Here is a 25,704-nt window from a genome sequence, read left to right as displayed (position 1 = left end):
GCCGTCCCGATGCTGACATCCCCTCATCGGGCCGCCGACCCGGCAGGTCGTACCCCCGCACGGCCCGCCGGGTCCCCGCGCCATCGCCGTGCCCCGCACCCTCGCTCCAGGAGAACGACCATGACGCAGTCCAACCACCGGCGCTCCGCGCGCCTGGGCCGACGCACCCTGCTCGCCGCCACCGCCCTGACCGCCGCCGGCGCGCTCAGCTTCGCCGGTGTCCAGGCGATGGCCTCGACCACGCCGAAGGCCACGGCTGCCAGCGGGGTGAACCTCACCGACGCGCACAAGAAGGAGATAGCGATGGAGCTCGTCTCCAGCGCCGAGAACTCCTCGCTCGACTGGAAGGCCCAGTACAAGTACATCGAGGACATCGGCGACGGCCGCGGCTACACCGCCGGCATCATCGGGTTCTGCTCGGGCACCGGGGACATGCTCGAACTCGTCCAGGCCTACACCGCCGCCGAGCCGGGCAACCCGCTCGCCAAGTACCTGCCCGCGCTGAAGAAGGTCAACGGCACCGACTCGCACGCCGGCCTGGGCACCGCCTTCGTCAACGCCTGGAAGACCGCCGCCAAGGACACCGTCTTCCAGACCGCGCAGGACAACGAGCGCGACCGGGTCTACTTCAACCCCGCCGTCCAGCAGGCCGAGGCGGACGGGCTGCACGCGCTGGGCCAGTTCATCTACTACGACGCCATCGTCATGCACGGCCCCGGGGACGACCCCACCAGCTTCGGCGGGATCCGCAAGGCCGCCCTGAAGAAGGCCAAGACCCCCGCCCAGGGCGGCAACGAGACCACCTACCTCAACGCCTTCCTGGACGCCCGCAAGGCCGCCATGCTCACCGAGGCCGCCCATGACGACACCAGCCGGGTCGACACCGAGCAGCGGGTCTTCCTCAAGGCCGGCAACCTGGACCTCAACCCGCCGCTGACCTGGAAGACCTACGGCGACAGTTACACCATCAAGAACTGACCGGACCGCCCGCTGGTAGCTTCGTCCGGCGGACCGGGCGGACCGGGCGGACCGGGCGGACCGGCCGGAGCGGGGCGAGGGGGACACCGGTGGCGGACGTGGCACTGCGGCCGATCGAGGACGCCGATCTGGACGCGTTGTTCGATCAGATGCGTGACCCCGAGTCGGTCCGGATGGCGGCCTTCACGGCCGAGGACCCGGACGACCGGGCGGCGTTCGACCGCCACATGGCCAAGGTGCGTGCCTCGCCCGACGTCACCTCGCTGGCGGTCACGCTGGGCGGACGCCTGGTCGGCAGCGTCGGTGCCTTCGTCGTCGACGGCGCCACCGAGGTCACCTGATACCTCCGAGGATGCCCCGGCCTTCAGGCCGGGGAGGAATCGGGCTCCTGCGGAGCAGGGCCGGGAGAGAGGAATCGCCGTCAGGGCGATTCGTCGTCTGCCACCACGGTGCCGCGCTCGACCTCCAGGCGGTGCACGATCTCGGAGTTGAGGGACCGCCGGGCAGCCTTGGCCTGCGCGGCAAGCCATTCGTGAAGGTCTTGAGGAAGCCGCAGTGTGATGCGCTTTTCATCATCCATCCATCCAGCGTAGACACTAAACTGACAGCATGACGACACCACGCGGGACGGAGGATGCCGGGCACGCCCGGTACACCTACCGGCTCCGCGTGTCGGCGACCGCACTCACACTGCTCGAAGCGGAGTGGGACCGGTGCCGGTGGATCTGGAACGAGTCGGTTGCCAAGTCCAAGCAGGTCCACGCCGCCAACGGGGCACTCTCCGAGGGTGCGGAAAAGCTGACGTGCGGTCCGGCGCAGCTCGACAAGATGCTCACCGAAGCCCGCGCCGCCATGTCGTGGTTGCGGGAGGGCAGTTCCGTGCCGCAGCAGCAGCTGATCCGGGACTTCGCGAAGTCCCGCGCCAAGGCCATCAAGGACGTCAAGGCCCGACTGCCCGTCAAGCAGCGCGCCGGGATGCCCGGCTACAAGAAGAAGCGCGAGGCGCGGCCGTCGCTGAACTACACCCGGCGTGGCTTCCGCATCAAGGACGGCAGGCTGCACCTCGCGGGCGGCATCGTGCTGACGGTGGTGTGGTCGCGAGACCTGCCATCCGACCCCACGTCGGTGCGCGTGTACCGCGACAGCGTCGGACACTGGTACTGCTCGTTCGTCGCCGCCGCCGAGGTGCAGCCGCTGCCCGCGACCGGCGCGGTCATCGGTATCGACTGGGGCGTGAAGGAGACCGCGACCACCACCAGCGACGCCCACGACCTCCCGCACCCGGAACACGGCAAGACCGCTGCCGCGAAACTCGCCCGCTACCAGCGGATGATGGCCCGCCGGAAGCCACCCAAGGGCAAGTCGGGATCGAAGGGCTACCGCGCGGCCAGGAAGCAGACCGCGAAGCTACACAAGAAGGTCGCACGGCAGCGTCAGGACACGGCCCGCAAGTGGGCCAAGCAGGTCGTCTGCGACCATGACGCGCTGGCGGTGGAGGACTTCAAGCCGAAGTTCCTCGCCAAGTCCACCATGGCCCGCAAGGCCGCCGACGCTGCCATCGGTGCGACGAAGAGGGCCCTGATCGAGATGGGCCGCAAGCACGGACGGACCGTGCATCTGGTGAATCCGGCGTTCACCACGATGGACTGCGCGCACTGCGGTGTGAGAGCCAAGCACCGCCTGCTTCTTTCCGAGAGAACGTATACGTGCACCTCGTGCGGCACCGTCTCCCCGAGGGACAAGAACTCCGCGCGCGTGATGCTCGTCCGGGCTGGTCTCTACCCGGCTACCGTTGATCGTGGAAGTCCCGACAGCCCGCAGGACCGTCAGGCAGCGTGAGGTAGGAATCCCCTCCCTTCAGGGAGGGGAGGATGTCAACTTCTGGATCGACCGCACGGTCTGGGGGCGGGGGTTGCCGGCCGGGCGCTCGCCCTTCTCCTGGACGCGGTGTCGGCCCGGCCGCTGTACGCCCGCGCGGCGAGCGACAACGCCGGATCGCTCGCGGTGCTGCGCAGGGCGGGCTTCGCGGTGATCGGCACCGAGGTCTCCTACGCGTCCGCGCGGAAGGCCGAGATCGAGGAGACCGTCCTGCGCCTGGGCTAGTGCTGTGGCCGGATAGGTCCACCGGGTTGCGACGCCCGGCACGGCGCTAGGCTCCGGGCCATGACCGCGATCGACGACCTGCTCCGCCTCGCACCGCCGCCATCCGCCCCGGTCTGCGCGACCGGCGACTGGTCGGCGGTCGAGGCGGCCCTCGGCCTCGGCCTCCCAGCCGACTTCAAGACCCTGGTGACGCGCTACGGCTATGGCCTGTTCGCCGACTTCATCGCGCCACTGACGCCGTTCGGCGAGCGCAACCTGCTGCAGGAGCAGGCCGATCGCATCCTCATTCGGGAGTCCTCCTTCCGCAAGCACAACCCGGAGAAGTGCCCCTACCCGTTCCACCCGGAACCGGGCGGCCTGCTCCCCTGGGCCGGGCTCGACAACGGCGCGTACTTCTGCTGGCTCACCGTCGGCGAGCCCGACGACTGGACCGTGGTCGCCTGGAATCCACGCAGCTGGTTCTACGAGCCGCATGCCCTGGGCGCGGTCGAGTTCCTGCATGGCCTGCTGAGCCGCCGGATCGAGACGGAGACCTGCGGACTCTTCGACGAGGACGACGAGGACGTCCTGGCCCCCAGCACCGGCTTCGAACCGGCCTGGACCTAGCTGTGACCGCTATGGTTCGCCGGGTTGAGAGGGAGGACCGGGGTGTTCGTTGAGATCGTGTTCGTGGGGCTGCCGATCGATCGTGACGAGGTCGAGGAGGTTTTGGAGGCGGCGTTCGAGCTCGACGGCGAGGTCACCGGCGCGGGCAGCGGCATGGGTCGCTGCCATCTTGACCTCGAAATCGAAGAGGACTCGGACCCTGCTGCGGCACTGGATCGGCTTCGGGCGGTGCTGTCCGAGCTGGGGGTCGTGGACTGCGCGACCTTGAACGTCAGTGAGTGATCAGGCCGCCATGCGCGCTCGTCCGCCCCAGCGGATGCCCTTCTCGCTGCGGATGCGAGCGCGCTCGCGGCGCTGGGCGGCCAGCAGGTCGGGGTGGCGTGCGTTCTTGTTGCGCCAGCGCAGGTAGGCGTGCAGGGCCCGGGTCTGGACAGTGTGGTTGCGGTGGTTCGAGTTCGCAATCGTGAACTGCCGCAGCGGTCCGAAGTGGGCCTCGATCGGATTGGCCCAGGACGCGTAGGTCGGGGTGAAGCACAACTCGACGCGGTTCTTCTTCGCCCAGCGCCGGATCGTCTCGCCTTTGTGGGCGGACAGGTTGTTCAGGACGACGTAGATCGGGGCGCCGTCCGGGCGGGCCGCGCGGATCGACCTGAGGGCGGCCAGGGTGTTGTTGGCTCCCTTCTTGCGGCGGTTGATGCCCCAGAGGGTGTCGTCGCTGATCGAGTAGCAGCCATGGAAGTAGCGGACGCCGTGGGTGCGGTGGTAGGTCGCGGGGTGCCGCTCGGGATGGCCGGCGGGTGCCCAGCCAGACCCGGCGGTGGGGCGGATGCCGAGCGGACCGAACTCGTCGAACGCGAATACCCGGTCGGGGAAGCGCTCCAGCACATACTCGATCCGGTCGAGCTTGGTGCCGCGGTCGGGGTCGGGTGATTCCTTCCAGGTCTTGGTGCGTTGGAAGGTGACGCCGCGGCGGGCGAGCAGGCACCGTAACGCCTCGCGACCGATCCGGATCACGCGGCCGTGGACTTTCCGCAGGTAGGCGGCGAGTTTGCGGATCGACCAGCGGGTGAAGGGCTGGCCGAGCTTGGTCGGGCGGGTGGTGGCCGTCTGGACGACGAAGTCCTCGTCGTCAGGACTGAGCAGGCGGGGACGGCCTCCCGCCCACCGAGGGTCCAGGGCGGCCAGGCCGATCTCGTTGAACCGGTGGATCACGTCGCGGACGGTGTCCTCGTCGGCCTGCACCAGTTGCGCGATCACCGGGACCCGGTTCCCGCCGGCCGAGGCCAGCAGCATCATCGCGCGCCGGTACCGCACCGAACTGGTGCTGCCCCGACGCACGATCTGCTGCAGCTTCTGCCCTTCCTGGTCGGTCAACCTGCGGCTCTGCCACCACACCCCCAACGGTCGGATCAACGGACGCCACCGCACATCCAACCGCCAGCAGCACCAACCCGGCGAACCATCCCGGTCAAAGCACTAGATCGCGCTGGGCAGCGGTGCCGGCTCCGCGCCCGCCCGGTGTTCCGGCCGGGGCCAGACCCTTCCGCCGAGCCGCTCGATGCCGGCGTTGAAGCGACGCAGCTGGGCGGCGAAGGCGGCGATCTCGGCGTCGGTCCAGTCGGCCATGACCGCGTCCAGGGAGCGGATGTTCTGGACGCGGTCCCGCTCCAGCATCTCCTCCCCGAGCGGGGTGGTGCGGAACTTGCGCGCCATGCCGCCGGCCGGGTCGGCGATGCGTTCCACCAGGCCGGCGCGCATCGCCGCGCCGGTCTGCCGGTTGAGGGTGGAGGCGTCCAGGTCGAAGGCCTCGCTCAACTCGCCGATCGACATCGGCCCCTGCAGCCGGATCCGGCTCAGCAGGATGTACGCGCTCTTGTCCAGGACCCGGCCGGCGAACCGCGCGCCGGGGGACTGCAGGCCGTGCCGGCTGAGCAGCATCTGCTCGAACTCGACCTCGTCGGTGGGTGTGGCCATGGCCTTGCCTCTCCGTGCCGGTGTGCCGCCTCGTCCCAGGCGTTCCGACACTGCCCGATCATTGTGTTCCATGCATGAGGGATGGCTCATACACTCAATATGTATGATACATATTGAGCCAGCACAAGGTCGGCACTGTCGAGGAGTCCTCCCCCATGAGCGCATCACCATCGGCCCGCTCGGGTCCCATCGTCGCGACGCTCGCGTTCGCGGGCACCGTGGCGGCCATCATGCAGACACTGGTGACTCCGCTGATCGCGGACCTGCCGAGCATGCTGCACACCTCCACCGCCAACGCCACCTGGGTGATCACGGCGACCCTGCTGGCGTCGGCGGTCTGCACGCCGATCTCGGGCCGACTCGGCGACATGTTCGGCAAGCAGCGGATGCTGCTGATCTGCCTGGTCCCGCTGTTCGTCGGCTCGGTGGTCTGCGCGCTGTCCTCCTCGGTGCTGCCGATGATCATCGGTCGCTGCCTCCAGGGCATGGGCATGGGCATGGTGCCGCTGGGCGTGGCGCTGCTGCGCGACGTCGTCCCGGCGGAGAAGCTCTCCTCCTCGATCGCGCTGGTCAGCGCCTCCATGGGCATCGGCGGCGGCCTGGGGCTGCCGATCGCCGCGGCCGTGGCGCAGTACGCCGACTGGCGGGTCCTGTTCTGGGGCTCGGCCGTGCTCGCGCTGGCCATCGGCGCCCTGGTCTGGTCGCTGATCCCGCACACCCCCGGCGGCGGCAAGCAGCAGCGCTTCGACCTGCTGGGCGGCCTGGGCCTCGGCGCGGGTCTGGTCTGCCTGCTGCTCCCGGTCTCCAAGGGCGCCGACTGGGGCTGGACCTCGGCCACCACCATCGGACTGTTCGCCGCCGCGGTGGTGCTGTTCCTCGCCTGGGGCGTCTGGGAACTGCGCAACACCGCGCCGCTGGTGGACCTGCGCACCACCGCCCGCCCCCGGGTCCTGGTCACCAACGCGGCGTCGATGTTCGTCGGCGTCGGCATGTACGCCAGCATGCTGATCATGCCTCAGCTGCTGCAGTTCCCGAAGGCCACCGGCTACGGCCTGGGGCAGTCGATGCTGGACGCCGGTCTGTGGATGGCCCCGGGCGGCATCATGATGATGATCGTCTCCCCGCTGGGCGGGAAGCTCACCAATGCCCGCGGCGCCAAGTTCACCCTGATCAGCGGTGTGCTGGTGATGGCGGCCGGCTACGGTCTGGCCCAGGCGCTGATGAGCCACGCCTGGGGGATCATGCTGGTCGCCATGGTCATCAACAGCGGGGTCGGCCTGGCCTACGGCGCGATGCCGGCACTGATCATGAGCTCGGTCCCGCTCTCCGAGACCGCCGCCGCCAACGCCTTCAACACCCTGATGCGCGCCCTGGGTACCTCGATCGGCGCCGCGGTCGTCGGCGTGGTGCTGGCGCAGATGACGACCACCGTCTCCGGCTACACCTTCACCTCGCAGGACGGCTTCCGGTCCGGCCTGCTGCTCGGCTGCGGCGTCGCCCTGGTGGGCGCCCTGATCGCGGCCTGCATCCCGGCGCTCAAGCGCGCCGGCGGCGACGACGAGCTGACCGTGGACGAGGACAGCGCCAACTCCCCGGCCCCGGCCCAGGCCTGACCCGCCTCTACGCCGCCGCGGTCCGCCCCTGCCCGGGGGTGGGCCGCGGCGCTGTCGTTTCCGGGGTGCGCGGCACATGGCAAAGGCAAGGAGAGGTCTCTCCTTGCCACTCTCAACTTATAGCGCACCGGGGGGCTTGCGGCAAGGCCCGGGTCCTGCCGCAGAATCGTGGCTCAAGGCCATAACCTGCAGAAACGAGGGCAGAACGTGCGGGTGTCGTTCGGAGGAAGCGCGATGACCGATCAGTACGTGCGGGATCTCCACGAGGTCGACGGGACGCAGCTCGCGGTCGTCGGCGGCAAGGGCGCGAACCTGGGCGCGCTGTCGCGGATCGAGGGCATCCGGGTGCCGGCCGGCTTCTGCGTGACGACGGACGCCTTCCGGCGGGTGATGGCCGAGCTGCCGGCCGTCGACGCTCTGCTCGATCGGCTGTCGCGGGTCGACCCGGACGACCGGGAAGCGGTCCGCGCGCTCAGCGCGGAGATCCGCCGGAGCATCGAGGAGGCCGCGCTGCCGGAGGGTCTGGCGGCCGCGGTCACCGACGCGCTGGCCCGGCACGGCGAGCGGGCCGCCTACGCAGTCCGGTCCAGCGCGACCGCGGAGGACCTGCCGACCGCCTCCTTTGCCGGCCAGCAGGACACCTACCTGAACGTCACCGGCTCGGCCGCGGTCCTGCGGTACATCAGCGGGTGCTGGGCCTCGCTGTTCACCGACCGGGCGGTGACCTACCGCCGGCGCAACGGCATCGACCACCGCACGGTGCGGATGGCCGTGGTCGTGCAGCGGATGGTGCTCCCGGACGCGGCCGGCATCCTGTTCACGGCCGACCCGGTCAGCGGCAACCGGAGGACCGCCACCGTGGACGCCGGCTTCGGCCTCGGCGAGGCCCTGGTCTCCGGCCTGGTGAACCCGGACGTCTTCACGGTGCGCGACGGCGAGGTCGTCGCCAGGACGGTCGCCGTCAAGCAGCGTGCCCTGCGGGCGGTGCCGACCGGCGGTACCGAGGAAGTGCGGATCGACCCGCAGCAGCAGCGGCAACCGGCGCTGACGGATGAGCAGGTGGTGCGCCTGGTGGAGCTGGGCCGGCGGATCGAGGCGCACTTCGGCAGCCCGCAGGACATCGAGTGGTGCCTGGTCGACGACGACTTCCGGATCGTCCAGAGCCGGCCGATCACCACCCTGTTCCCGGTCCCCGGGACCGCGGGCGGCGACGGGGGAAACCACGTCTACCTCTCGGTCGGCCACCAGCAGATGATGACCGACGCCATGAAGCCGCTGGGCCTGTCCATGTGGCAGCTGACCGCGATGGCGCCGATGCTGGAGGCGGGCGGACGGCTGTTCGTCGACGCCACCCGGAACCTGGCCTCGCCCGCGAGCCGCGCCGGCTTCCTGGAGATGGTGGGCAGGTCCGATCCGCTGACCAGGGACGCGCTGGAGACCCTGCTCGACCGCGGCGACTTCGTCCTGCCACTGCCGGAGGGGAACCCCGGCGGGCGGCCGGCCCGCGGGGCTTCGGCCCGAGATGCGTCGGCGGTCCCGGCCGAGGCCGATCCGGCCATCGTCACCGAGCTGGTCGAGCGCAGCGAGGCGTCGCTCGCCGCGCTGCGGCGCGACATCGGGTCCAGGACCGGGGCGGCGATGTTCGACTTCCTGCTGGAGGCCTTCGTCGAGCACAAGCGGGTCCTCGCCGATCCGCCGAACATGCAGGCGATCATGGCGGTGATGGAGGCCACCTGGTGGCTCAACGACCAGCTGCAGGACTGGCTGGGCGAGAGGAACGCGGCCGACACGCTGACGCTGTCCGCCCCCGGCAACATCACCTCCGAGATGGGGCTGGCGCTGCTCGATGTCGCGGATGTGATCCGTCCGCATCGGGAGGTGGTGGCGTTCCTGCAGGGCGTCCAGGCCCAGGGCGTTCAGGACGGCGGTTTCCTGGACGAGCTGCCGAAGCTCCCGGGCGGTGCCGAAGCCCGGGACGCCATTGAGGCCTATCTGGACCGGTACGGCGTGCGCTGCGCCGGCGAGATCGACATCACCAGGCCGCGCTGGAGCGAGCGGCCCGGCACGCTGGTGCCCGCGATCCTGGACAACGTCAGGAACTTCGAGCCGGGCGCCGCCGCGCGGCGCTTCGAGCACGGGCTGCTGGAGGCGCAGCGCAAGCAGGATGACGTGCTGTCACGCCTGCGCGCCCTGCCGGACGGGGAGCAGAAGGCCGACGACACCAGGCGCATGATCGACCAGGTGCGGGCCTTCGCCGGCTACCGGGAGTACCCGAAGTACAACATCGTCAGCCGCTACTTCGTCTACAAGCAGGCGCTGCTGGAGGAGGCCGGGCGGATGGTGCGGGGCGGCCTGCTGGCCGAGGAGGAGGACGTCTTCCACCTCACCTTCCAGGAGCTGCACGACCTGGCGCGCACCGGCCGGGTGGACGGCGGGCTGGTCCAGCGGCGCAAGGAGGCGTTCCGGGTGCACCAGGCGCTCACGCCGCCGCGGCTGATCACCTCGGACGGGGAGGTGCTCTCCGGGGCCTACCGGCGCGACGACGTGCCGGCCGGCGCCCTGGTCGGGCTGCCGGTCTCGGCCGGGATCGTGGAGGGCCGGGCCCGGGTGGTGCTGGACATGGCGCAGGCGGATCTCGACGCGGGCGACATCCTGGTCACGACCTACACCGACCCCAGCTGGTCGCCGGTGTTCGTGGCGGTCGCGGGGCTGGTGACGGAGGTGGGCGGCCTGATGACCCATGGCGCGGTGATCGCCCGGGAGTACGGGCTGCCGGCGGTGGTGGGCGTGGAGCAGGCCACCCGGCTGATCCGGGACGGGCAGCGGATCCGGGTGCACGGAGCCGGCGGCTACGTCGAGATCCTGTCCTGACCGGTGCCCGGATCAGGAACGACGGTGTGCGGGCCGGGCGTTGGGCCCGGCCCGCACACCGGAGCGGAGTCCGGGACTAGCGGAAGTCCTCCAACTGGCTGCTGAAGAAGCCCGGAGCCGGGGTCAGCCCCCGTACCGCGGTGCTCTGCGCGGTGGCAGCCGGACGGGCGCCCTGCTGCAGGCTGCCCGCGCCGCCGACCAGCGGCAGCGACACCGAGGAGTGGGCCAGGTCGACGGTGACGGTCGGGGTGGTGGAGGCCGGGTTGAGCAGCCCGTTGTCGGTGCCGGCCACGATCAGCGCCAGCCGGTGCCCGGCCGGGACCACGTGGTCGGTGCCGGCCAGGTTGAAGGTGATCGAGTAGGACTTGCCGGGGGCGATGGTGGAGGCGGTGTTCAGGCTCGCGTAGTGGCCCAGGTCGGCCCAGCCGCGGCTGAAGATGGTGTAGCCGACCTGCTCGGTGTCGGCTGCCGTGTCCAGGAAGCAGGCGCTGTCGCCGGCGGTGCTGTCACCCCAGCACGAGCGTGTGGTCAGGGTGGTGATGCCCTCGCCCGCGCCCTCGTAGTTGCGGATGGTGGCCGCGCCCAGGTCGACCAGCACGGCGCTGAGGTGCGCGCTCTTGGTGGACGACTTCACGCTGAGGGTGATCGACCCCTGGCCCGACATCCGCAGGTCGCCGGTCAGCGTGCCGGTGCTGAAGACGGTCTTCTCCGAGGTGGTGCTGCCCGCCTCGGCCGCCCAGGTGTCCTCGCCGACGCTGGGCTTGTCGGTGAAGGAGGCGGTGCCGCTGCCGGCCGCAGTGGTCAGCGCACCGGGCTTCAGGTTCAGGGTGCTGCTCACGGTGCCCGGGGCGGGCCAGGTCGCGGAGGTGGTCCACTGGTCGGGGGCCCGCTCGATGTCGGCGACCGGGGCGTTCTGGATGCCGTTGTCGACGCCCAGCAGGTAGTGGTCGAACCAGCTGTGCAGGGTGTCCACCCAGGCGCCGCGCCGGTAGTCGAACGGGTCGACGTGGCCGGTCTGGGACAGCCAGATCTTGCGGTCCACGCCGGTCTGCGCCAGCGCGGTCCACCACTGGGAGAAGTTGATGTCGCGGACGTTGAGGTCCTCCATGCCGTGCACCACGAAGACGCTGGCGTGCACGTTGGCGGCCGAGGCGACGTAGTCGCGCTGCTGCCACAGGCTGGACCAGTTGCCGTTGGACGGCGATCCGGCGGCCAACTGCTTCTGCACCGCGCTGCAGTGCGACGCGGCGGTCGAACTCTCCACGTAGGAGGCGAGGTCGGCCGGTGTGCCGTCGTAGAGGGGGGCACCGTCGGAGCGGTAGTAGTCGTACCAGGAGCTGATCGAGGAGATCGGCACGATGGTCTTCAGGCCCTGGACGCCGGTGGCCGCGACGCCGTTGGCGATGGTGCCGTCCCAGGACTTGCCGATCATGCCGACGGAGCCGTTGGTCCAGGTGGGGGTGACGGCGCTGCCGCCGGTGCGGGCGCTGTAGCCGGTGGCGCGGCCGTTCAACCAGTCGACCACGGCCTTGGCCGAGGTGACGTCGGAGGGGCCGCCGACGTCGACGCAGCCGTCCGAGCGGTTGGTGCCGGCCAGGTCGACCAGCACCACCGCATAGCCGCGCGGGACGAAGTAGTTGTCGTAGAACAGCGGGAACTGGTTCGGCTTCCCCTGCGCGTCGTAGGTCTTGACCTGGCTCTCGTTGCCGCGCCCGCAGCAGGAGTAGTACGGGCTGGCGTCCATGATGACCGGTATCTTCAGTCCGGCCGCGGCGGGTTCGCTCGGGCGGATGATGTCGGCGGCGACCCGGTCGGTGCGGCCGTCGCCGTCGCCGTCCAGTCCGGTGTCGACCCAGACGGTCTCCCGGATGGCGTTGGCGTAGGAGTAGAGCGGCTGGCTGACACCGCTGCGGACCGTTCCCGGTTGGACGGCGGAGCTGGCCCGGGCGGTGGGGGAGCCGAGCAGCGCCATGGTGAGCGTGACCAGGATCGTGGTGACGACGGCGGTCGCGCGGTAGCTACGTATAGTCACAAGCGTCGAAGTTAGTTCGTGAGGCACCCCATCCAGAAGAGTTTTGACGAGACATCAACAAAAACGTTACAGCCGGCGCCCCACCGCCGACCTGACCGTCTCGTGCAGTTCGTCCGAGCTGAAGCCGAGGCCGCGCAGGATCTGCGCGGCCGGGCTCTGCTCGGTGCGGATCAGGCCCAGCAGGCTGTGCTCGGTGCCGACCCAGTCGTGGCCGAGGTCGGCCGCGGCGCGGACCGCCTGCTCGATGACCTCCTTGCTGTCCGGCCGGAACGGGATGTGGCCGCGCAGCGCCTTCTTGCCGGCCGGTGCCATCGCCTGCTCGACCGCAGCGCGGACCCGCTGCTCCGACTCGGCCTTGGCCACCAGCAACTCGTAGGCCAGGCCGCGGGGTTCGCCGAGCAGGCCGAGCAGGATGTGCTCGGTGCCGATGGCGTCGTGCTTGTGGGTCCGGGCGGCCTCCTGCGCCAGCACCACGCTGTGCCGGTTCAGGTCGGTGAAGCGTTCGAACACGTTGGGCGTGTGCCGCTGCTGGGCGGCCTGCTTGGACACCCCGATGGCGTCGCCGACCTCGCTCCAGGAGGCGCCGGCCTGCCTGGCCCGGCTGACGTAGTGGTCGACGAGCTGGTCGCCGAGGTCGGACAGGGTCTGGGCGCGCAGCCGCGCCTCGCTGATGCGGGCCAGTTCGTCGGCGTCGTCGGGCAGCTCCTCGTTGAGGCGGGCGATCAGGTCGGCGAGGTTGATGTCGAGTGGACTCATGCGTCAAGCGTAAGTTGACGATTCCCGATCGTCAAGAAGAAATTGACGATCGGTGTGTCAGGAGCCCGCCTCGGCGGGGAGCCGTGCGGCCAGGCGGCCGCGGTAGTGGTCGACGACCACGGCGACCATGATCACCAGGCCGGTGATCATCTGGCGCTGGAAGTCCGAGACGCCCATCAGCAGCAGGCCGTTGGTGAGCACGCCGAGCAGGCAGGCCCCCAGCAGCGTGCCGATCATGGAGCCCTTGCCGCCCGACAGCGACGCGCCGCCGATGACCACGGCCGCGATCGCGTTGAGCTCGTCGCCGTCGCCCAGGATCGGGCTGGCGATGTTCAGCCTGGCCATGTAGGTGACGGCGGCGATGCCGACGGTCAGGCCGCTGATGACGAAGACCGAGACCTTGACGACGGAGGTGCGGTGCCCCGACAGGCGCACCGCCTCCTCGTTGCTGCCGATGGCGAAGACCAGCCGTCCGAAGACGGTGCGGGTGAGCACGAAGTGGCCGGCGGCCACCATGGCCAGGGCGATCCAGAACAGGGTGGGCACGCCCAGCAGGGTGGAGGTGCCGAAGGTGGAGAAGCCCTGCGGGAAGTCGTAGTGGTCTTGGCGTCGGTGTACTGCAGCGCGGCGCCGCGGGCCACGTTCATCATGCCCAGGGTGATGATGAAGGACGGCACCCGCCAGCGCTCCGAGACCAGTCCGTTGACCAGCCCGCAGACCATGCCGACCAGCACCGACACCAGTACCGCCAGCAGCACCGCGACCGGGGTGGGTATCCCGTGGGCGGTGAGCAGCGGCCCGGAGACCACCGCGCACAGCGCCATCACCGAACCGACCGACAGGTCGATCCCGCCGACCAGGATGACGAAGGTCATCCCGACCGCGAGCATGGTGTTGAGGGTGATCTCTGTGGCGATGTTGGTGAGGTTGTCCGAGGTCAGGAACTTGGGCGCGGTGGCGGTGAAGATGGCCACCAGCGCCAGCAGGGCGATGCCGATGCCGCCCTCGCCCATCACCTGGCGGGCCAGGGCGGGGAGGGTACGGGGCTTGCGCGGGAGCGTGGCTGAGGCTGTCATCGGGTGTGACCGTTCGTCAGGGCGGGGGCCGCGATGGTGGTGAAGCCGGAGTAGGCCAGGGTGAGGATGCGGGCGCTGTCGAAGTCCGGCCGGGCGACCTCGCCGGCCAGCCGGCCGCGGGAGAACACCAGGATCCGGTCGCAGATGCCCATGAGTTCGGGCAGGTCCGAGGAGACGACCAGCAGGCCCTTGCCCGCCCCGGCGAGGTCCACCAGCTGCTGGTGGATCTCGTAGCGGGCGCCGACGTCGATGCCCCGGGTGGGCTCGTCGACGATCAGCACGTCCGTGTCGGCCAGCAGCCAGCGCCCCAGTACGACCTTCTGCTGGTTGCCGCCGGACAGGGTGCGCACCGCGGTGCGCACCCCCGGGGTGCGCACGCCGAGGCTGTCGACGGCGTGCTGGGCCAGCCTGGCCTCCTCGGCGCGGCGCAGTAGCCCGCCCCGGGAGACCTTGCGGGTGGCGGTGAGGGTGATGTTGGCGGCCAGCGGCATGTCCAGGACCAGGCCCTGGCTCTTGCGGTCCTCGGTGAGCAGGCCGATGCCCAGCCGGACCGCGTCGCGCGGCGTCCTGATCCTGGCGGTGCGGCCCTTGACCCTGATCCGGCCGGCGGTGGCGCGGTCGGCGCCGAACAGCGCCCGCACCGTCTCGGTGCGCCCCGATCCCACCAGTCCGGCCACGCCGACGACCTCGCCGGCGTGCAGGGTGAGGCTGACCGGGTGTCCGCCGGGCGGTACCAGCTCCTCGGCGCGCAGCAGCTCCGGGCCGGGGTCGCGGTCGACGTGCGGCGGGTACTCCTGCTCCAGGTCGCGGCCCACCATCAGCCGGATCACCGCGGCGGTGTCGGTTCCGGCCAGCTCGCGGGTGGCGACATGGCGGCCGTTGCGGAAGACCGTCATCCGGTCGCCGATCTCGAAGACCTCCTCCAGGTGGTGCGAGATGTACAGGACGGCGGTGCCCCGTTCGGTGATCCGGCGCAGCAGGGCGAGCAGCCGCTCGGTCTCACGGGGCGTCAGGGTGGCCGTGGGCTCGTCCATGACCAGGACGCGGCAGTCCTGCCACAGGGTCCGGGCGATCTCCAGCAGCTGCATCTGGGCGATGCCCAGGCGCTCCACCCTGGTCCGCGGGCTGACGTCGAGGCCGACCTCGGCCAGCAGCTCGGTGGCCCTGCGGTCGGTCTCCTTCCGGTCGACCAGGCCGAAGCGCCGGGGCAGGTTCTGGAACAGCAGGTTCTCGGCGACGGTCAGGTTGGGCAGCAGGTTCAGCTCCTGGTGCACCACCTGGACGCCGGCCCGCATGGCGTCGGCGGCGCCGGTGGGGCGGTAGGGCGTGCCGTCCAGGGTCATGCTGCCCTCGTCGGGCGGCTGGATCCCGGCGAGGATCTTGACCAGGGTGGACTTCCCTGCGCCGTTCTCGCCGAGCAGGGCGTGCACTTCGCCGGGCAGCAGCCGCAGCTGCACGCCGTCCAGGGCGCGCACGCCGGGGAAGCGCTTGCTGATGCCGGTGGCTTCCAGCACCGGTGCGGGTGGTGTGGTCACGGTGTTCCGTTCAGCCGAGGTCGGACTTGGTGACGACCTTGATGTCGGTCTTGATCCAGCCGGTCTCGGTCTGGCCGGCGATCTCCTTCATGGCCACGTCGATGCCGTCGCCGGCCTGCTTGGCGGCGAACTGGTCGACGGTGGACACCACGGTGCCGTTGAGCAGGTAGGGATGCAGCGCGTCGATGTTGTCGAAGGAGGCGACCTTGATCTGGCCGGTCTTCTTGGCGGCCGCGATGGCCTTGACCGCGCCCAGCGACATGTCGTCGTTGGAGGAGAGGATGCCGGTGATGTCGGGGTGGGCGGTGATCAGGTTGGTGGTGACGGTGTAGGCCTGGTCGGTCTCCCAGTTCGCGGACTGCGAGGCGATCACGTCCAGCCCGCCGGCCTTGGCCGCGGCGACGAACCCGGCGGTGCGCTGCTCGGCGTTGGCCGCGCCGGAGATGCCTTCCAGGATGACGACCTTGCTGCCCCTGCCGATGGCCTTGGCGAGCACCGCGCCGGACTCCTGGGCGCCCAGGGTGTTGTCGGGGCCGACGAACGGGATGTCCAGGCCCGCGGACTTCAGCGCGGCCGGGTCGAGCTGGACGTCGATGTTGACCAGCTTGATCCCGGCCTTGGCGGCCCGGGCCAGCGGCGCCACCAGGGCGCGGGAGTCCGCCGGGGCGATGACCAGGCCGGCGACCTTGTCGGTGATGCACTTGTTGATGTCGGCGACCTGGCCGTCGATGTCGGTCTCGTTCTGGATGCCGCTGGCCTCCAGGGTGAGGTCGCCGCGCTCTCTTGCGTGGGCCTCGGCGCCCTTCTCCATGGTCTGGAAGTAGTCGTTGCCCAGGGACTTCATCACCAGGCAGATGGTCGGCTTGCCGCCGGCGGAGGCGGCGGCGCCGGTGGACCCGCTGCCGCCCTCCTGGCCGCAGGCGCTGAGCGCGGCGCTGAGGGCGAGGGCGGTGGCGGCGGTGAGGGCGAGCTTGAGCTTCATGGCGGGGACTGCCTTTCGGGTGGTTTGGTGCGTTATGCGGACGGTTTCGGGCAAGGCGGTGCTACGGAAGCGGGTTCGGGGAGGTGGAAAGTCGGGGCGGTGCGGGCCGGGGCGGGGGAGTCGGGGCGGCGAGGGCTAGAAGGGGACGCCCGCGCGCAGGACCGCGTTGGCGTACGGGGTGGCCTCGCCGGTCCTGACGACGATCCGGGCGCTGCGGGTCAGCTGTTTGAGCTGCTCGTGCGGGACCTGTTCCACCGTCAGGCCGTGCCGGCGGGCGAGCCCGTCGATGCCCTGGACCAGGGCGGGGGCGGTGGCCTCGGCGGCGACGGTGAGGTGCTCGGTGGTCAGTTCGTCCAGGACGGCTGCCAGCACCGGCAGGAACGGCGGGTCCCCGCGCCGCCAGACCAGGTCCAGGCTCTCCACACCGGGGGGAACCGGCAGGCCCGGGTCGGCGACCACGAGCAGGTCGCCGTGGCCCAGCGCGGTGATCAGCTGGAGCAGCCGCGGATGCCAGATGCCGTCAGTGCGCATGCTGCGCCTCCGTGCCGATCGGAGCCGCGGCCAGCAGGGCGTCGACCTCGGCCCGGGTGGGCAGGGAGGACTGCGCCCCGACCCGGGTCGCGGCCCGCGCCCCGGCGGCGCAGGCCCGGCGCAGCGCCTGCGGGAGCGCGACGCCGGCGCCCAGGGCGATGGAGAGCTGGGCGCAGAAGGCGTCGCCGGCGCCGACGGTGTCCACCGCGTGCACCGGGAAGCCCGGCTGGTGGTGGCGGTGCAGCGGGCCCGCGGCCAGTGCTCCGAGCGCGCCGAGGGTGATCACCACGGTGGCCGGGCCCAGCGCGCGCAGCTGCTCGGCCCGTTCGGCCCAGGTCTCCAGGCCGGTGTCGGCGCCGGGCCGGTGCTGGATTCCCAGCAGGCCGGTCGCCTCGGTCTCGTTGACCACCAGGACGTCCACCTCCCGCAGCAACTCGGCCAGCAGCGGCCCCGGTTCGGGGCGCGGTGCGGCGTTGAGCACGGTCAGCGCGCCCGCCGCGCGGGCGGTGCGGGCGGCGGCTAGCACGGTGGGCAGCGGTACCTCCAGTTGCAGCAGCACGGTGTCGGTGGGGGCGGCCAGCAGGCCGTCGGTGAGCGTGGCCAGGGTGGCGGTGTCCAGGTGGTGGTTGGCGCCGGGGGAGAGGGTGATGGTGTTCTCGCCGTCGTGCTGGACCACGATCAGGGCCAGTCCTGAGGCCGCGCCGGGCAGCTCGGCGACGGCCCGGTCGTCGACGCCCTCGGTGGCCAGGCAGCTGCGCAGTTCGCTGCCGAACGCGTCGTCACCGAGCAGTCCGACCATGCGCACCCGGGCGCCGAGCCGGGCGGCGGCCACGGCCTGGTTGGCGCCCTTGCCGCCGGCGCCGCGGATCACGTCGGCGCCCGACACCGTCTCGCCCGGTGCGGGGAGGCGGGGGACGGTGACCGACAGGTCCATGTTGAGGCTGCCGACCACGACGAGTCGTTCAGTCATTGGTGTGTGCTCCGTGGTTGTCGTCATCTGGGGCGGATCAGGGGGGTCGGGTCAGGGGGTCGGGTCGGGGGGCGGGTCAGGCGGGCGGCGGGTGTTCGCCGCCGTCCGGGTCGGGGCAGCCGCAGGATCCCCTGGCCAGCAGGGTCACCGGCAGCACGTCCCGGCTGGGCGGCAGGTCCGGGTCCTTCATCCGCTCCAGCAGCCGCTCGATGGCGGTGCGGCCCAGGTCCTCGACGGGCTGACGCATCGTCGACAGCGCCGGGGTGGTGTAGGCGCCGGCGGCGATCCCGTCGAAGGAGACCAGCGCCAGGTCGTCGGGGACCCGGATGCCCAGTTCGGTCGCCGCCCGCAGGACCCCGGCGGCCTGCTCGTCGGAGGTGACGAACAGGGCGTCCACCGCGCGGTCCTGGGACAGCAGCGCCCGCCCGGAGCGGTAGCCGTCCAGGCGCCCGAAGGAGCCGTGCAGCAGCGGCGCGGCCTGCGGGCAGGCCTCCCAGCCGGTGCGGCCGCCCGAGCCCGATCCGGCCTTGAGTCCGGCCTGCTCCAGCGCCCGCCGCCAGCCGACCACGCGGTCCACGGTGGGGTGGATGCCCAGCGGCCCGGCGATGCAGCCGACCCGGCGGCGGCCGTGGGCGAGCAGGTGCTCGGTGGCCTGCTGGGCGCCGCGGGCGTTGTCGACCAGCACCTGGGAGATGCCGACGCCCTCCAGCTCGCGGTCGAAGACCAGGCTGGGGATCCCGGAGCGGGCCAGCTCGGTCCGCCAGGGCTGGTCGCCCTGGGCCGGGATCAGGACCAGGGCGTCGACCTGACGGTCGATGAAGGTCCTGATGTATCCGGCCTCGCGGCCCGGGTCGTCCACGGTGTTGCCGACCAGCAGGGTGTAGCCGGCCGCCCAGGCGTGGTCCTCCAGGGCGCGGGCCAGTTCCGCGAAGAACGGGTTGGCCGCGTCCGGGACGACCAGTCCCAGGGTCATGGTGTGGCTCAGCCGCAGCGAGCGGGCGACGGCGTTGGGGCGGTAGCCGAGCTGCTGCACCGCCGCGAGCACCCGCTCCCGGGTCGCCGGGGCGACGGTGCGCGGGCCGTTGTTGAGCACGTAGCTGACCACCGAGGGCGAGGTGCCCGCCAGTGTGGCGACGTCCTGTCGTGTTGCCATGGTGTCCCCCGAAGGTCTTCGTTGATCGTCGGTCGGCCGCCCGGCAGGCGGCCGTGGGGCCCGCAACTCGTGGTGACAATTCGAGTTGGCAATTCGTGTTGGCAACACGAGTTGCGGGCGGGTCACGGGATTATGAGGAGCAACCATCGCAACCGCAAGGGCCTGACGGCAGGTCAGCGGTCGGCCGCGGTGCGGAATCCGATCGTGGCCGAGCGGTCCAGACTCGGAGCCATCAGCAGGTACCGGTTGTGGCGGTCGAGCCGGTAGGCGTTCTCGTCGCTGGGCATGTACCAGTCGGAGCCCTGCGGCCGGTAGTAGGAGCCGCCGCGGATCACGGCGGCGGCGGTGTGCGCGTCGGTGAACTCGTTGGTCCACTGCCAGACGTTGCCCACCAGGTCCAGCACCCCGAACGGGCTGGCGCCGGAGGGATGCGCCGTGACGTCCGCCGGGCCGGGCAGGCCGTCGCGCCCGGACCAGGTGGCCGGCACCCGGGCGGCGTCGAAGGTGCTGCCCCACGGGTACAGCCGGCCGTCGGTGCCCTGGGCGGCGTACTGCCACTCCCAGTCGTTGGGCAGCCGCCGGCCGGCCCAGGCGGCGTAGGCGCGGGCGTCCTCGGGCGACACCCAGGTGACCGGCTTGTCGGCCCAGCCCGCGCGGTACTGCGGCTGCTGCCGGCGCGACCAGTCCCAGTCCTTGAGGAAGTGGTGGCTGTCCGCGGGTCGGTAGCCGGTGGCGTCCAGGAACCGCTGGTACTGCGCGTTGGTGACCGGGGTGCGGTCGATGAGGAACGGCTTGATGGTGACGACATGGCTGTGCTCGCGGCCCGGCTGGGTCTCCCACGGGTACTGCACGTCCACGCCGACCATGTCACCGCCCTCGATCTCGGTGCCGCTGACCGTGAACAGGAAGTCGGTCCCGGGGACGGCGACCATGCCCGCGGGCGTGCGGTCCTGACGCGGGGTCGGGTGGATCGGGGTCATCGTCTGGGCCGCGAAGGTGTTGGCGCTGGAGTAGCTGCTCAGCGGCCGGGCCGCCGCGCGGTGCATCTCCCGCTGGAAGTCGGCGAAGCCCCTGGGCAGCGCCGCGGTGGTGCTGGCCAGCACCGCGCCGAAGCCCTTGGCCTCGATCGGGAAGGTGAGGGTGGCGCTGCCGCCGGTCACCCGGGGCTTCAACTCGACGCCGTTCCACAGGTCGTAGTAGTGCAGTCCGGCCTGGTGCGCAACGACGAGCTGGTCCCCGGCCACCGCCGAGGTGCTGCGGTTGACCACGGTCCACAGCGCCTGCGAGCCGCTGCCGGGCCACTTGCTGGCGAAGACCGCACCGTCCTGGACGGTCGGCGTGTGCGGTTCCCAGCCCTGGCTGACCAGCAGGTCGGGGAAGGTGCGCTCGATGGTGGTGACCCGGCGCACCGCCTCGTTGTCCCGGTCGGTCATCTGGTTCCAGATGCCCCAGACGTTCTCCCAGCTCTCCAGGCCGGTGCCGTTGAAGAACGCGGCCTGCAGCATGTCGATCTTGCTGGTGGACCAGCGGGAGTTGACGTGAACGGTGTGCCTCGGCTCCATCCACTTGGTCATGCTGACCGGCGGGACGAACCCGGTGACGTACCAGTAGCCCCAGGTCTGGGTGTTCCACTCGATCGGCGACAGGTCGTCCAGCCTGCGCAGTCCCAGTTCGGGCTCCAGGGCCAGCGCGTCGCCGTCGGCCACCGAGTTGGTGAAGTAGTCCTCGGTGACCGCCAGCATGGTGTCGCCGTTGAGGCCGTCGGCGCCGATCTCGGCCATCAGCTCGGGCAGCACGGCCGACCAGGGCCTGCCAGGATCGCGGGTGCCGTTGTCCCACGGGTGGATCGGGAACATCACCTTGACCCCGGCGCGGTGGAAGTCGGCGACCATCCGCCGCAGCCCGGCGACGCCACCGGGCATGTCCCGGATCATCTGCTCGGTGTTGCGGTCGTCCACGCCGATGTTGGGGTAGGTGGGCCAGATCAGCACCGAGTCGATGCCGCCGTAGCGGCGCTCCAGGGTGCCCAGGTACTTCTCCACGGTGTACCGGCCGCCGGCCCGGTCGTAGAAGTCCAGGTCGTGCACCATCATCTGGGTCTGGATCGGGTTGCGCTGGGTCCAGGCCAGCTCCGGGCGCCGGTAGTTGTGGTCGTCGTAGTCGATCAGGGCGCGCTGCTCGGCCCGCCACTGCAGCATCGCCGCCCGCCAGGCGTCGGTGTCGGCGGGCGTGGTCGGACCGAAGATCAGGACCGGGTCGAACTCCAGCGGGTAGCCCGCAGCGGTGGTGTCCGCCACGGCGACGGCGTCGGAGGACGGGGCCCCCGAGCGGTCGGCGCCGCGACCGGTGATCAACGGCGCCGCGGCGACGGCGGCTGCTCCCCACGCGGCGCGGTGGAGGACGGTTCTGCGGGACGGTGCGGACTGGGGGTGGTCAGTCATGTGCGAATGCCCTTCGCCATTGAGGGGGTTGATCCGATGTCGGCTCGTCGCAGGCAAGAGGAGTTGGCAATACGAGTTGGCAACCCGTGTTGCCTGCGGTGCCGGGATTATGGGAAGCAACCTCCGCAACATCAAGGGGTGCGTCGCAGAAACCTGTCCGCGGTTATCCATGCAGGTCAGCGCCGTTCAACCCGGACCGGGCGAAGGTCAAACGGATTGAAAGTATCCGGTTGGTGGCGGTAGTGGCAAGAGCTCAGCCGCCGCTCTTTGACTCCAGTCGGGCGAGGCGTGCCGCGGCCGGGGCCGCCTCGGCGGAGCCGATGCGGCGGTAGAGCGCTGCGGCCAGTCGCAGATCGGCGAGGGCGGCGTCGTGCTCGCCGAGCCGCTCCAGGCAGGCGGCGGAGCCGTCCAGCGCTCGGGCCTCGTCGACGGGGCTGTGGATCACGCGGGCGATCTCCAGGGCCTGCCGGTATCGGGCCAGTGCCTCCTCCGGGCCCGCTGTCTCTGCCGCGAGGGCGCCGGTGCTGGTGAGCACCTCGGCCTCGCCCTGCCGGTCGCCGAGCTCCCGGAACAGGGTGAGGGCCCGTGCCAGCAGGTCGGCGGCGGCTTCCTGATCCCCGGTCAACTGCCTTGCCCGGGCCAGGTCGTGGACGGCGTTGGCCTCGCCCTGCCGGTCGCCGAGGGCCTCGAAGCGGGCCAGGGCGCGCAGCAGCAGACCGGCGGCCGTGCCGGGTTCGCCGGTCACGCAGCGCACCCGGCCCAGCTCGTGCAGGGCGTACGCCTCGCCGAGTCTGCTGCCGAACTCGCGGAACAGTTCCAGGGCGCGGAGCTGCAGGGCGTTCGCGGTCGGGTAGTCCCCGGTCGAGTACTGCACCCGGCCGAGTTCGTAGTAGGAGTTGGCCTCGCCGAACCGGCTGCCGAGATCCCCGTAGGTGGTCAGCGCCTGCCGCAGTAGCGCGGCGGCGGCCGGGTACTCGCCGGTGGCGTTGCGCAGCCGGCCCAACTCCCACTGGACGTAGGCCTCGCCGAACCGGCTGCCGAGGTCCTGATGGATCGTCAGTGCCTGCTCCAGGAGTGCCGCGGCGGCCGGGAAGTCTCCCTCGATCAGCCGCACCCGGCCCAGTTCGTGCAGGGCGTTGGCCTCGCCGAGCGGTTCGCAGAGCTTGCGGTAGAGCGCCAGCGCCTGTTCCTGCAGCGCGGTCGCCGCGGCCGGTGAGTCGCTGGTGAGGTGGCGCAGCCGGCCCAGTTCGTGCAGCGCGTTGGCCTCGCCCAGCAGGTCGCCGAGGTCCTGGTAGATCGTCAGGGCGCGTTGCTGGAAGTCGTCCGCGGCCGGGTAGTCGCCCAGCAGGTAGCGGACGCGGCCTTGGTCGGACAGGGCGTTGGCCTCGCCGAGGGCGGCGTGGTGCCGGTGCGCCGTTTCGGCGGCGGCTTGGTGCAGCTCGGCGGCCTGCTGCCAGGGCCCTTCCTGCTGGAGGAAGGCAGCCAGCGATGCGGTCAGCTCGACCAGGTAGGCGGGCTGGTCGGTGGTGGCGGCATGGGCGGCGCAGGCCAGCAGGTTGGCGCGTTCGGCCCGCATCCAGGCCAGCGCGGCGGTGCGATCGGGCAGGTCCCGGGTGGCGGCCGGGTGAAGTGGGGCGGTGCCGGGGCGGGTGTGCCGGGCCAGGTGCCGGTCGGCGGCCGCGGCGGTCCGCTGGTAGTGGTTCAGCAGCCGGGTGAGTGCCGCGTCGCGGTCCGCGGCCGGATCGTCCGCGCACCGGGTGCGTGCGTACAGGCGGAGCAGGTCGTGCAGGCGGTAGCGGTCGGCCGAGCGCTGGATCAGCAGGCTGTGGTCCAGCAGGGACTCCAGCAGGCGCGCCGCGGTGTGCCGGTCGGTGTCGGCGAGGGCGGCTGCGGCCCGGGCGTCGAAGTCGGGGCCGGGGACGAGGGCGAGCCGCCGGAACATGTGCTGTTCGGCGGCCGGCAGGGCCGTGTAGGAGAGGTCGAAGACGGCGGAGAGGCTGCGGTCGTCGTCCTGGAGGACGTCCAGCCGGGCGTTCTCGTCGCGCAGTTGGCCGACGACGTCCTGGACGTGCAGGGCCCGGTGGTGCCGTAGCCGCGAGGCGGTGATCCGGACGGCCAGCGGTAGGTAGCCGCAGAGCGCGGTCAGTTCGTCGACCGCGGGATGGCCGTCGGCGATGCGGCCGGGGCCGGCTGCCTTGAGCAGCAGGGCGTGCGCGTCGGGTTCGGGCAGGACGTCCAGGGTGAGGGAGTGGGCGTCGTCCAGTCCGGTCAGGTGCCGGCGGCTGGTGACCATGACCAGGCAGCCGGGGGTCCCCGGAACCAGGGGGCGGACCTGGGCGGTGCCGGCGGCGTTGTCGAGGATGATCAGGGTTCTGGTGCCGGCCAGCCGGTCGCGGTAGAAGGCCGCGCGTTCGCCGAGTTCCTGCGGGATCAGCTGCGGGGGGACGCCGAGGGAGCGCAGCAGCCCGTCCAGTGCCTGGCCGGCGTCCAGGGGGGCCAGGCCGTCGGTGTGGCCGTGCAGGTCGATGAAGAGCTGGCCGTCGGGGAAGTGCGGACGGAGCCGGTGGGCGGCGTGGATGGCGAGGGCGGACTTGCCGATACCGGCCGCCCCGTCGATCGCGGTGACCACGACGGTCGCGGCGGTTGACTCCGCGAGTGTCAGCAGCCGGTCGAGTTCCCGGGTGCGGCCGGTGAACAGTCGGGTGTCTGCGGGGAGTTGACGGAGATGGTGGCCGCCGGGGGGCGGGGTGCCGGCGGAGGTGGTGGCGTCGAGGGCGGGACCGGGACCGGGCTCGGGGCTGGGGTCGGTGCTGAGGATTCGGCGCTGCAGCTCCTGGAGCGGCGCCGACGGTTCCACGCCGAGTTCGTCGACGAGCGTGCGCCGCAGGGCCTGGAAGACGCCGAGAGCCTCGGCGCGGCGGTCCGCCCGGTACAGGGCGAGCATCAGCTGCCGGTGGAAGGCCTCGTGCAGCGGCTGTTCCACCGTCAGGGCCCGGAGTTCGCCGATGATCTCGTGGTGGCGGCCCTGCTGCAGGTCGGCCTCGACGCGTCCTTCCAGGGCCTGCTGCCGCAGCTCCAGCAGTTGTTGCAGTCGGGGCTGCCAGCGGTCCAGGCCGGGCACGTCGGCCAGGGGGGAGCCGCGCCACAGGTCGAGCGCTGCGGTCAGGGCGGAGGACGACCGCGCCCACTGCCCGTCCGCGGCGAGCCGACGGCCGTCGGCGCACAGCGCGGAGAACACGTCGGTGTCCAGCTCCCCGGGTTCCACCCGGATCAGGTATCCGGGGGTGACGGCTCGGATCCGGTCGCCGAGCTGCGGTTCGAGGATGCGCCGCAGCCGCATCACATGGTTGTAGAGCGATGCCGCCGCGCTGGCCGGAGGCCGTCCCTGCCACATGGCCTCGACCAGGCGGTCGATGGGGACGGTGCTGTTGGCGTCCAGGAGCAGTGCCGCGAGCAGGGCCCGGGACTTGCCGGCGCCGATCGGGACGCCCGCGGCCGTCGGGCCGATCCTCAGCGGCCCCAAGAGCCGGAATTCCATCCGCGCACCCCCCGGATACGACCTACACGTGCATTCTTGCAGGCACAGCAAGTGTTTTTTGCGCGATGTGAGATGGATGTTAGCCGGTGGTGAGCGCCGCCGGACAGGATCGTCCTCGACCGCAGGCCGGTACCGGGCGTGCGGCCTCCGAGGAAGGGAACACCTGTGCGCAACCGCATCATCAGCTCGCTGGCCATGGCGGCCCTGGTCGTCTCGATCGGCGTCGGCACCGCGACCAACGCCTCCGCCGCGAACCAGTGCACCCGGGTCGGCGGCATCGGCAACTACTGCGGCTACTACACCGGCAATGCCGAGACCGAGGAGTGGAGCACCAACACCGCCGCGGTCAAGGAGATCCAGGACCTGATCAACACCGACACCAACTACGTCGAGGCGGGCGGAACCGCGCTGGCCGTGGACGGCAGCTTCGGCCCCGCGACCAAGGCGGCGGTGCGGTGGTTCCAGAACTGGGCCCAGATCCACGTGGACGGCAATGTCGGTCCGCAGACCTGGGGCGCCCTGCGCGGCAACGGCTGAGTCGTCGA

21 protein-coding genes and 1 pseudogene are annotated in these 25,704 nt (G+C 71.3%); 9 read left to right on the top strand and 13 right to left on the bottom strand.

The window, feature by feature from the left end; all coding sequences use genetic code 11:
* Positions 1-120 precede the first annotated feature (120 nt).
* Entirely contained in the window at positions 121-978 is an 858-nt protein-coding gene (locus IF29_RS0135940; protein ID WP_030264600.1) for a chitosanase, read from the top strand.
* A gap of 89 nt (positions 979-1,067) precedes the next feature.
* Positions 1,068-1,319 (top strand): GNAT family N-acetyltransferase, encoded by a 252-nt coding sequence (locus IF29_RS0135935; protein ID WP_030264593.1) that lies wholly within the window; start codon positions 1,068-1,070, stop codon positions 1,317-1,319.
* Positions 1,320-1,399: 80 nt separating this feature from the next.
* Here the strand turns inward: IF29_RS0135935 and IF29_RS45510 are convergent, their stop codons facing one another.
* Positions 1,400-1,558, bottom strand: a complete 159-nt coding sequence (locus IF29_RS45510; protein ID WP_030264590.1) for an Arc family DNA-binding protein — start codon at positions 1,556-1,558, stop codon at positions 1,400-1,402.
* A 29-nt stretch (positions 1,559-1,587) separates the two neighbouring features.
* Between IF29_RS45510 and IF29_RS0135925 the strand changes: the two genes are divergently transcribed.
* From IF29_RS0135925 to IF29_RS0135910, 4 genes are all read left to right on the top strand, one after another.
* The gene (locus IF29_RS0135925) at positions 1,588-2,817 is read left to right on the top strand and encodes an RNA-guided endonuclease InsQ/TnpB family protein (protein ID WP_030264587.1); all 1,230 of its coding nucleotides are present in this window, start codon (positions 1,588-1,590) and stop codon (positions 2,815-2,817) included.
* A gap of 108 nt (positions 2,818-2,925) precedes the next feature.
* Positions 2,926-3,081: a hypothetical protein gene (locus IF29_RS47155; RefSeq protein ID WP_198037653.1), complete on the top strand. Its 156-nt coding sequence runs from the start codon at positions 2,926-2,928 to the stop codon at positions 3,079-3,081.
* A gap of 60 nt (positions 3,082-3,141) precedes the next feature.
* On the top strand, positions 3,142-3,687 hold the full coding sequence (locus IF29_RS0135915) for an SMI1/KNR4 family protein (protein WP_051726486.1): 546 nt from the start codon (positions 3,142-3,144) through the stop codon (positions 3,685-3,687).
* Positions 3,688-3,729: 42 nt separating this feature from the next.
* The gene (locus tag IF29_RS0135910; protein WP_030264583.1) at positions 3,730-3,969 is read left to right on the top strand and encodes a hypothetical protein; all 240 of its coding nucleotides are present in this window, start codon (positions 3,730-3,732) and stop codon (positions 3,967-3,969) included.
* Here the strand turns inward: IF29_RS0135910 and IF29_RS42745 are convergent, their stop codons facing one another.
* Together IF29_RS42745 and IF29_RS0135900 are read right to left on the bottom strand one after the other, a co-directional pair.
* Positions 3,970-5,088, bottom strand: a complete 1,119-nt coding sequence (locus IF29_RS42745; protein ID WP_475630831.1) for an IS630 family transposase — start codon at positions 5,086-5,088, stop codon at positions 3,970-3,972.
* Between the two features lie 75 nt (positions 5,089-5,163).
* Positions 5,164-5,661, bottom strand: coding sequence for a MarR family winged helix-turn-helix transcriptional regulator (locus IF29_RS0135900; protein ID WP_051726484.1), 498 nt, complete (start codon positions 5,659-5,661; stop codon positions 5,164-5,166).
* 155 nt (positions 5,662-5,816) lie between these two features.
* Here IF29_RS0135900 and IF29_RS0135895 point away from each other — a divergent pair, with 155 nt between their 5' ends.
* Positions 5,817-7,274 (top strand): MFS transporter, encoded by a 1,458-nt coding sequence (locus tag IF29_RS0135895; protein WP_030264578.1) that lies wholly within the window; start codon positions 5,817-5,819, stop codon positions 7,272-7,274.
* 234 nt (positions 7,275-7,508) lie between these two features.
* Positions 7,509-10,145, top strand: a complete 2,637-nt coding sequence (rph, locus tag IF29_RS0135890; protein WP_030264574.1) for a rifamycin-inactivating phosphotransferase — start codon at positions 7,509-7,511, stop codon at positions 10,143-10,145.
* A gap of 76 nt (positions 10,146-10,221) precedes the next feature.
* On the opposite strand, the gene IF29_RS0135885 is transcribed toward rph, so the two are convergent.
* From IF29_RS0135885 to IF29_RS42730, 10 genes and pseudogenes are all read right to left on the bottom strand, one after another.
* Positions 10,222-12,177, bottom strand: a complete 1,956-nt coding sequence (locus IF29_RS0135885; RefSeq protein ID WP_380525026.1) for a Xaa-Pro dipeptidyl-peptidase — start codon at positions 12,175-12,177, stop codon at positions 10,222-10,224.
* 66 nt (positions 12,178-12,243) lie between these two features.
* Positions 12,244-12,933: a Clp protease N-terminal domain-containing protein gene (locus IF29_RS0135880; RefSeq protein WP_051726483.1), complete on the bottom strand. Its 690-nt coding sequence runs from the start codon at positions 12,931-12,933 to the stop codon at positions 12,244-12,246.
* Positions 12,934-12,990: 57 nt separating this feature from the next.
* Positions 12,991-13,808, bottom strand: a pseudogene (locus IF29_RS48190) (ABC transporter permease).
* A gap of 197 nt (positions 13,809-14,005) precedes the next feature.
* Positions 14,006-15,544, bottom strand: coding sequence for a sugar ABC transporter ATP-binding protein (locus IF29_RS0135870; RefSeq protein WP_051726482.1), 1,539 nt, complete (start codon positions 15,542-15,544; stop codon positions 14,006-14,008).
* A gap of 10 nt (positions 15,545-15,554) precedes the next feature.
* Entirely contained in the window at positions 15,555-16,526 is a 972-nt protein-coding gene (locus tag IF29_RS0135865; RefSeq protein WP_030264562.1) for a substrate-binding domain-containing protein, read from the bottom strand.
* Positions 16,527-16,661: 135 nt separating this feature from the next.
* Positions 16,662-17,057 (bottom strand): D-ribose pyranase, encoded by a 396-nt coding sequence (gene rbsD / locus IF29_RS0135860; RefSeq protein ID WP_030264559.1) that lies wholly within the window; start codon positions 17,055-17,057, stop codon positions 16,662-16,664.
* Positions 17,047-18,027 (bottom strand): ribokinase, encoded by a 981-nt coding sequence (locus IF29_RS0135855; RefSeq protein ID WP_037597923.1) that lies wholly within the window; start codon positions 18,025-18,027, stop codon positions 17,047-17,049. Before IF29_RS0135855 ends, rbsD begins: the two co-directional genes overlap by 11 nt.
* A gap of 76 nt (positions 18,028-18,103) precedes the next feature.
* A complete protein-coding gene (locus tag IF29_RS42735) occupies positions 18,104-19,180 on the bottom strand; it encodes a LacI family DNA-binding transcriptional regulator (protein WP_030264552.1) in 1,077 nt (358 codons plus the stop codon).
* Between the two features lie 173 nt (positions 19,181-19,353).
* Complete coding sequence (locus IF29_RS48185) at positions 19,354-21,621, bottom strand: formylglycine-generating enzyme family protein (protein WP_232242739.1); 2,268 nt, start codon at positions 21,619-21,621, stop codon at positions 19,354-19,356.
* Positions 21,622-21,874: 253 nt separating this feature from the next.
* A complete protein-coding gene (locus IF29_RS42730; protein ID WP_084715423.1) occupies positions 21,875-25,159 on the bottom strand; it encodes an AfsR/SARP family transcriptional regulator in 3,285 nt (1,094 codons plus the stop codon).
* Positions 25,160-25,324: 165 nt separating this feature from the next.
* Between IF29_RS42730 and IF29_RS0135830 the strand changes: the two genes are divergently transcribed.
* Positions 25,325-25,696: a peptidoglycan-binding domain-containing protein gene (locus IF29_RS0135830; protein ID WP_030264544.1), complete on the top strand. Its 372-nt coding sequence runs from the start codon at positions 25,325-25,327 to the stop codon at positions 25,694-25,696.
* Positions 25,697-25,704: the final 8 nt, after the last annotated feature.

It is taken from the genome of Streptacidiphilus jeojiense (genome assembly GCF_000719095.1).
GTDB classification, from domain to species: Bacteria; Actinomycetota; Actinomycetes; order Streptomycetales; family Streptomycetaceae; genus Streptacidiphilus; species Streptacidiphilus jeojiensis.
This window is presented reverse-complemented; position numbering and strand designations above follow the sequence as displayed.

Excerpts from the sequence above, each read along its gene's own strand:
- IF29_RS0135940 (WP_030264600.1), top strand. The coding sequence starts at position 121 with ATGACGCAGTCCAACCACCGGCGCTCCGCGCGCCTGGGCCGACGCACC.
- IF29_RS45510 (WP_030264590.1), bottom strand. The coding sequence starts at position 1,558 with ATGGATGATGAAAAGCGCATCACACTGCGGCTTCCTCAAGACCTTCAC.
- IF29_RS0135925 (WP_030264587.1), top strand. The coding sequence starts at position 1,588 with ATGACGACACCACGCGGGACGGAGGATGCCGGGCACGCCCGGTACACC.
- IF29_RS0135915 (WP_051726486.1), top strand. The coding sequence starts at position 3,142 with ATGACCGCGATCGACGACCTGCTCCGCCTCGCACCGCCGCCATCCGCC.
- IF29_RS0135900 (WP_051726484.1), bottom strand. The coding sequence starts at position 5,661 with ATGGCCACACCCACCGACGAGGTCGAGTTCGAGCAGATGCTGCTCAGC.
- IF29_RS0135895 (WP_030264578.1), top strand. The coding sequence starts at position 5,817 with ATGAGCGCATCACCATCGGCCCGCTCGGGTCCCATCGTCGCGACGCTC.
- rph (WP_030264574.1), top strand. The coding sequence starts at position 7,509 with ATGACCGATCAGTACGTGCGGGATCTCCACGAGGTCGACGGGACGCAG.
- IF29_RS0135880 (WP_051726483.1), bottom strand. The coding sequence starts at position 12,933 with ATGAGTCCACTCGACATCAACCTCGCCGACCTGATCGCCCGCCTCAAC.
- IF29_RS0135865 (WP_030264562.1), bottom strand. The coding sequence starts at position 16,526 with ATGAAGCTCAAGCTCGCCCTCACCGCCGCCACCGCCCTCGCCCTCAGC.
- rbsD (WP_030264559.1), bottom strand. The coding sequence starts at position 17,057 with ATGCGCACTGACGGCATCTGGCATCCGCGGCTGCTCCAGCTGATCACC.
- IF29_RS0135855 (WP_037597923.1), bottom strand. The coding sequence starts at position 18,027 with ATGACTGAACGACTCGTCGTGGTCGGCAGCCTCAACATGGACCTGTCG.
- IF29_RS42735 (WP_030264552.1), bottom strand. The coding sequence starts at position 19,180 with ATGGCAACACGACAGGACGTCGCCACACTGGCGGGCACCTCGCCCTCG.
- IF29_RS48185 (WP_232242739.1), bottom strand. The coding sequence starts at position 21,621 with ATGACTGACCACCCCCAGTCCGCACCGTCCCGCAGAACCGTCCTCCAC.
- IF29_RS42730 (WP_084715423.1), bottom strand. The coding sequence starts at position 25,159 with ATGGAATTCCGGCTCTTGGGGCCGCTGAGGATCGGCCCGACGGCCGCG.